The following is a 7,031-nucleotide window of genomic DNA, read 5'->3' on the forward strand; positions in this document are numbered from 1 at the left end:
GAAGCCTTGCAGAATTAACTAGTTAAGAGTAGTATAAGTAATGATCAGTTTCATTCTGTCTTCAGGAGCAATAGGTAATTGAGGACTTTTTCCGCTCAGGAGGACACGTTGCGCATTGACAGCTCCCCCGGAGACATATACCTCAAGGCCGTAATCAGGATCAGCAGATCGCATCAATTCCTGGATAGTATTGGTAATCCTGAACCAGTAACCATGATTGTTTTTATCATAATATCCTCCAAAATAACCTTCCCCTTCCAGCTGGTCATCCGTTATAGAATATCCTCCTTCTGCTTTTCTTTTGACTAAAACCAGCGTACTGGCGACGTCCAGCCCCGGATCCGGCTCATAGCAACTGAGAAATAAGCGGGCCTCATTCACAGCGATATTTCCATTGGCATAATAATTCTTAATGTAAGGAAAGCGCACAAAGGTTTTAACACCGCCAAGAGCCTGCACATAACAAATGCTTTTACCCAACGTCGTATCTTTATCAATAACCTGTGCCTTGAATGCAGGGTCCCCGAGGCTGTAATCATGGGTAAAATTGCCAAAGCGGGCGCAGTTGCTGTTGATCAGATATTCAAATTTCAGGGAGTCATCTGTGCCATTATGGTAATAAAGCGTCATTTCCGAAACGGACGATAAAAGGTCGAGGTAGATTATTGAACCTCCACTATTGGCGGGCTCTGCAGTAACATAAAGGCCATAAAAATAATTCAGGAAACTTTTATTGTCGGCCATGCTGTCAGCCGGGGCAGTGAGAAGTTTGCTAGCCAGTGTGGAAGTCAGTGAACCCAGATGGATGCGAAGATGAGGATCCAGTGTATCTACCCCGATAATAACATTGCTGGAAAAATCAGGAGTGAATGTTTTTTGGCCAAGTAATGTTTCCTTAACGGCTACCGACTGGTTCGAATAATATAGTGAATCCAATTGAATCTGTCCGGCTAACTCGTAAACCTTTACAGTCATGACTGCAGTTGAGTCGCCATAAAAACCATCATATTTCAGCGAAAGGACCAGGGAATCAGGATAGGGAGTTATCCCAAAGTCATAGGCAGATTCTGACAACCTGAATTGAGTGTAAAAACTGGCAGTCGATCTGCCAAATACAGGATCTACCATGCTGCCAAGCAAGGAAACAGAGGTTTCATCAGTTTTAACAGAATCCACAATCTGCGAATATGCGATTACAGCGGTTGTATCGATGGAGTGCACATTGAGTTTGTCGCCGGGGGGCTGGATCTCAAGCCCAAGGTCATTATTTTCTTTTTTACAGGTTGTAAGTAAGAGGGCTGTGATCAGGAAAAGGCCTGCAGAAAACCAGCTGAACTTCTTAAGCATTGTCACGTTAAGTTTAAATTGAAAAAGATAACAGTATCCGGAATGATTAACGCGAAACAACGGGTTCCTCAATCAAAATCTTATCGTAGAAATCCGAGAAAGCTTCCAGGTATTGTTCCTCTCCCTGATAATCAAGGACAGGTTTACCTGATTTGCCAACATATTCCAGGAGTTCTTTATTGATCTTCCGGCTGCCGATGATTACGCCATCGGAATATTGCACCGCTGCTTTGATTAAATTAACGAAATTAGTCTTCTTGTAGTATGCAAGGTCCTGTTTTGTCACCCCGTCGTATTTAATTTTTTTACTGATATCGGCATGCATTTCCTCCTTGAAATCATCATCATAAATTGAGATGACAACTTTTGTTTCGTTGAACAGGGGATTATCGCGATAGGATTTTTTCACATAAAGCGGGATAAGACTGGTAAACCAGCCGTGGCAATGGATAATATCCGGACTCCAGCCTAATTTTTTAACGGTTTCCAACACACCCCTTGCAAAGAAGATCGCCCTTTCATCATTATCATCAAAGAATTTACCGTTTTTATCGTAAAGGTTAGCTTTGCGCTGAAAATAATCTTCATTGTCGATAAAATAGATCTGCATGCGGGCTTGCTGTATGGAGGCTACTTTTATAATCAGCGGGTGGTCATTATTGTCAATGATCAGGTTCATCCCCGATAAGCGGATCACCTCATGCAACTGGTTTCTTCGTTCGTTGATGGTTCCGTAACGAGGCATAAAAGTCCGGATTTCTTTTCCTTTCTCCTGAATCCCCTGAGGAAGATAACGTCCGATTCGCCCGATGGGAGTTTCTTCAATATAAGGCATTATTTCCTGAGATACGAAGAGGACTCTCTTTTTTTCCATAACAGACGGCTTGAATTTTTAAAAAGTTATGCAAAGGTAGTAAATATTAAGTAATTAATTGATTTATACAATAGGCACGACTGTTAAAAAGATAAATAATGAAAAAATTTTAACTGGAGATGTGGTGGGCTGTCAGATTGTGGCAGATGAATCACCTTCCGGATTAATTCCAGTTGTATTTTCAGGAGATTCTTTCTTAGCGAAAAACTTTTTTTGAAAGATGAGCAACAAAAGTACACCGGTTGTGATAGAGCTATCTGCAACATTGAAGACAGGCCGGAAGAATGTGAATGGTTGCCCTCCCCATAACGGGACCCAATCGGGAAGGGTTGTTTCAATTACAGGAAAATATAGCATATCGACTACTTTCCCGTGCAGGAAGGCGCTGTAACCACCTTCGGGAGGAAAAAGAGTTGCAACACTGTGAAAGCTGCTCTCATTGAAGATCAGTCCGTAAAAAGCGCTGTCGATGATGTTTCCAAGCGCACCGGCCATGATAAGTGAAAAGCTGAAAATCAAGCCCGGATGAGGGGATTTTTTTCGTAAACGATATATGTAATAACCTATAATGATGATGGCAATGATCCGGAAAATACTGAGAATTAATTTACCTGCTGCTCCTCCGAAAGTAAAACCGAATGCCATGCCTTCATTTTCAGTAAAGTGAAGGATGAACCAATTCCCGGCCACATTGATTTCCTGGCCCAGGGTCATGTGGGTCTTGATCCAGAATTTTAATACCTGGTCCAGGATCAGTACCAACAGGACAATGAGAATGGATTTCTTCAAGACTTTACATGCTGGTTAAGCTTGGCTTCGATGCTGAGGGTTGCATGCGGTACGCTTTTCAGCCTTTCTTTGGAGATGAGTTTCCCCGTCACCCGGCAGATTCCGAAAGTCTTATTTTCGATCCTCAGGAGGGCATTTTCGAGATTATTGATAAACTTTTGCTGCCTGGAAGCCAGCCGGCTGTTTTCTTCTTTCGACATAACCTGGTATCCCTCTTCAAGAATCTTAAAAGTAGGTGAAGTATCATCTGTGCCATGCTCACCGTCAAGATGGTAAGCTTCCATCAGCAATTTCAAATCTTCATTGGCTTTTTCCAGTTTACTCAGGATTAGCTCCTTGAATTCCTCAAGTTCTTCATCAGAATATCTGTTCTTTTCCTGTAATTCAAGTTTCTGCTTTTTAGTGTCAGTCATAGCTGGAAGTTTTATCAATTAATATGAAAATATAAAAAATTATTTAGTCTTTTCAATCCGGACATTGGTGCTGAATTCATCGGTCAGTTCAATGGTGACTTGGTTTTCGCCTTTGATTTTATCAACTAGATCAAGGGACTCAGCTAAAATTTCCGCGCAAATATACGACAAATTATTTTGGATGGCCGTTTCCAGGTATTCCATTTTTTCGACCTGGACACGAATCTTGTCGGTGACTTCAAAATCCCTGTCCTTTCGAAGGTTCTGGATCCTGTTGATAAGTTCCCTTGCAAGGCCTTCCTTTTTCAGTTCATCGGTGATATTGATGTCGAGGGCTACCGTCAGGTCGCCGGTCGAACTGATCAGCCAGCCCGGGATGTCTTCGGTCGTGATTTCAACGTCATGAAGGGTTATTTCCACTAATTCATCCTCAATAGTCATCTTGAATACCTCTTCCTCTTCCATCTGGCTTATCTGCACGGGCGTAAGGGACGTGATAGCGGCTGCAATAGGCTTCATCAGCTTTCCGAAACGAGGGCCCAGGGTTTTAAAATTTGGCTTGATCTTTTTTACCAGGATACCTGCTGTTTCAGTCAGGTAGTCGATCTCTTTTACGTTCACTTCCGAAAGGATAAGGTTCTCCACAGCCTTTAGCTGGGCCCTGTTGTGCTCATTGAGGATGGGGATCATGATCTTGTTCAGTGGCTGCCTTACGCGGATATTGGAACGTTTCCGCAGCGACAGGATCATGGAAGAAATTTTTTGAGCCAGTTCCATTCTTTCCTCAAGGTCAAGGTCGATCTGGCTCTCATCGGCCACCGGGAAGTCGGTCAGGTGAACGGAATCGGCCTTTATCCGGCCCGTAACTTCATTCAGATCTGTAAATAGACGTTCCATGAAGAAAGGTGCGATAGGAGACCCAAGCTGGGCTATTACTTCAAGGCAACGGTAAAGTGTCTGGTAAGCAGCAATTTTATCATCCGAATAATCTCCCTTCCAGAAACGGCGCCGCGATAACCGGACATACCAGTTGCTGAGGTGATCGATAGCGAAATCCTGTATTGCCCGTCCGGCTTTTGTAGGCTCAAAATCTTCGTAATAGCTTTCTACCTTACGGATCAGGGAATTTAGTTCCGACAGGATCCAGCAGTCGATCTCGGGACGTTTTTCGAAAGGGATTTCCTTTTCGGCGTTGGTAAACCCGTCGATATTGGCATACAGGGCAAAGAAGGCATAAGTGTTATACAGGGTACCGAAGAATTTTCGTTGAACTTCAGCGATGCTGTCGAGATCGAATTTCAGGTTATCCCAGGGCTGTGAGTTGGTCATCATATACCAGCGGGTGGCATCAGGGCCGAATTTGCCGATGGTTTCAAACGGATCGGCCGCATTACCAAGCCTTTTCGACATTTTGTTGCCATCTTTGTCGAGCACCAGGCCATTGGAAACACAGGTTTTGAAAGAAACAGAATCGAAAAGCATAACAGCGATGGCATGCAGGGTAAAGAACCATCCCCTTGTCTGGTCAACGCCTTCCGCAATGAAATCGGCGGGAAAATAATGCTCCAGCTCCTTGTTCTCAAACGGGTAATGGAACTGGGCATAAGGCATGGCCCCGGAATCAAACCAAACATCGATCAGGTCGAGTTCCCTGGTCATCTTTCTGCCCTTCTCAGAAACAAGGAAAATATCATCTACATAAGGACGGTGCAAGTCGAAAGAATGGTAATTCTCTGCCGAATTATTCCCCGGGATATATTTCTCAAGCGGATTTTGTGTCATAAAACCGACTGTAACCGATTTTCCAATTTCAATTTTCAATTCTGAAACTGAGCCGATGCACTTGAATTCAGAACGATCTTCACTAACCCAGATAGGAAGCGGTGTACCCCAGTAACGGGAACGGGAAAGGTTCCAGTCGACAAGGTTTTCCAACCAGTTGCCAAACCGGCCTATGCCGGTCGAAACCGGTTTCCAGTTGATCGTCTTGTTCAGCTCGATCATCTGGTCCTTGTAAGCGGTTGTTCTTATAAACCAGGAATCAAGCGGGTAATAAAGGATTGGTTTGTCCGTGCGCCAGCAATGCGGATATGAGTGCTCGTACTTTTCGGTCTTAAAGGCCCTGTTTTCCTTTTTCAGCTTTACAACGATGTCGACATCAACACTTTCATCCCCAGGTACAAAATTCGGATCGTATTCTGTTTTGACGAACCTGCCTGCAAATTCACCCATAGTTTCGATGAATTTTCCCTGCTTGTCGACCATCGTAAGGGAGCCGATGCCATTTTCCCTGGCTACTTTGAAGTCGTCCGCGCCAAAGCTGGGAGCAATATGGACGATGCCTGCGCCATCTTCCGTAGTAACGAAATCACCGGTTACGACTATGAAAGAATCTCCTGTTTCAGGCTGGGCGTAAGGGAGAAGCTGCTCGTAGCGTAGCCCTGCTAGCCTTGACCCTTTAAAAGATCCGGAAACTTCGAAAGGAATAGCTTTCTGGCCTTCCTGGTAATCTTCCAGTTTAAGGCCTGCATTTTTTTCCGGGAAGAAATTATGGACCAGGTCTTTTGCCAGGATAACGGTAATAGGCAGACTTGTATAAGGGTTAAACGATTTAACCCTGACGTATTCAATATCTTTTCCAACGGCCAGGGCGGTATTGGATGGCAGGGTCCACGGTGTGGTGGTCCAGGCCAGGAAGAAAACATCGCCATGGGCATCTTTAAAAAGGAATTCAGAATCCGGGTTGCGGACAACTTTAAACTGTGTTGTAACAGTCAGGTCTTTCACTTCCTTATAGACTCCGGGCAGGTTTAACTCATGTGAGCTCAACCCTGTACCGGCGGCAGGGGAGTAAGGCTGGATAGTGTAGCCTTCATACAGCAGGTCTTTGTCGTACAATTGTTTCAGCAGCCACCATACCGACTCGATATACTTGTTGTCGAAGGTAATGTAAGGATCATCGAGATCGACCCAATAACCCATTTTGATGGTAAGGTCGTCCCAGAGGTCCTTGTATTTCATTACCTCTTGTTTGCAGGTACGGTTATATTCTTCGACAGATATCTTTTTCCCGATATCTTCCTTGGTAATACCCAGGGTCTGTTCGACGCTGATTTCCACCGGAAGGCCATGGGTATCCCAGCCTGCTTTGCGCTGAACGAGGTATCCCTTGAGGGTTTTATAGCGGCAGAAAATGTCCTTAATGGCACGGGCCATCACATGGTGGATCCCTGGTTTGCCATTGGCAGATGGCGGCCCTTCGTAAAATACAAATTCCTTATGGCCTTCCCTGATCTGCAGGCTTTTTTCGAAGGTCCGGTGCTGTTCCCAGTACGCGTTGATCTCCTTGCCGATGCGAGTCAGGTTAAGCTCCTTGTATTCCTTGTATTTGCGTTTCATGCAGCCTTGGGATTGCAATTTTTAAAAATGAGGGTGCAAAGATATTATAACTATCTGACATAGCAACATGAGGCATAGAAGTCATTAGTCATTAGTCCCTAAATATAGAACAATATAGTCCGTACAAAGAATAACTTACTAAATTTAAGCGTTGCCCCGTGCAGTGTAGACCGTTCAACTTATGATACTTTGATATCAATCATTAGTCT

General features: G+C 44.2%; 5 protein-coding genes. All 5 read right to left on the minus strand.

Going from position 1 to position 7,031, the window contains the following annotated elements; genetic code table 11:
• Positions 1-18 precede the first annotated feature (18 nt).
• On the minus strand, positions 19-1,347 hold the full coding sequence (locus tag M0Q51_11570; protein ID MCK9400615.1) for a DUF4270 domain-containing protein: 1,329 nt from the start codon (positions 1,345-1,347) through the stop codon (positions 19-21).
• Between the two features lie 46 nt (positions 1,348-1,393).
• Positions 1,394-2,221 (minus strand): glycogen/starch synthase, encoded by an 828-nt coding sequence (locus tag M0Q51_11575; GenBank protein ID MCK9400616.1) that lies wholly within the window; start codon positions 2,219-2,221, stop codon positions 1,394-1,396.
• A 132-nt stretch (positions 2,222-2,353) separates the two neighbouring features.
• Entirely contained in the window at positions 2,354-3,010 is a 657-nt protein-coding gene (locus tag M0Q51_11580) for a lipoprotein signal peptidase (GenBank protein MCK9400617.1), read from the minus strand.
• Complete coding sequence (locus tag M0Q51_11585; GenBank protein ID MCK9400618.1) at positions 3,007-3,423, minus strand: TraR/DksA family transcriptional regulator; 417 nt, start codon at positions 3,421-3,423, stop codon at positions 3,007-3,009. The genes M0Q51_11580 and M0Q51_11585 overlap by 4 nt, the downstream gene beginning before the upstream one ends.
• A gap of 39 nt (positions 3,424-3,462) precedes the next feature.
• Positions 3,463-6,822, minus strand: a complete 3,360-nt coding sequence (gene ileS, locus M0Q51_11590; GenBank protein ID MCK9400619.1) for an isoleucine--tRNA ligase — start codon at positions 6,820-6,822, stop codon at positions 3,463-3,465.
• Positions 6,823-7,031: the final 209 nt, after the last annotated feature.

Source organism: Bacteroidales bacterium (genome assembly GCA_023229505.1).
Lineage (GTDB): Bacteria > Bacteroidota > Bacteroidia > Bacteroidales > JAGOPY01 > JAGOPY01.

Coding starts and splice junctions, on each gene's coding strand:
- M0Q51_11585 (MCK9400618.1), bottom strand. CDS start 3,423: ATGACTGACACTAAAAAGCAGAAACTTGAATTACAGGAAAAGAACAGA.
- M0Q51_11575 (MCK9400616.1), bottom strand. CDS start 2,221: ATGGAAAAAAAGAGAGTCCTCTTCGTATCTCAGGAAATAATGCCTTAT.
- ileS (MCK9400619.1), bottom strand. CDS start 6,822: ATGAAACGCAAATACAAGGAATACAAGGAGCTTAACCTGACTCGCATC.
- M0Q51_11570 (MCK9400615.1), bottom strand. CDS start 1,347: ATGCTTAAGAAGTTCAGCTGGTTTTCTGCAGGCCTTTTCCTGATCACA.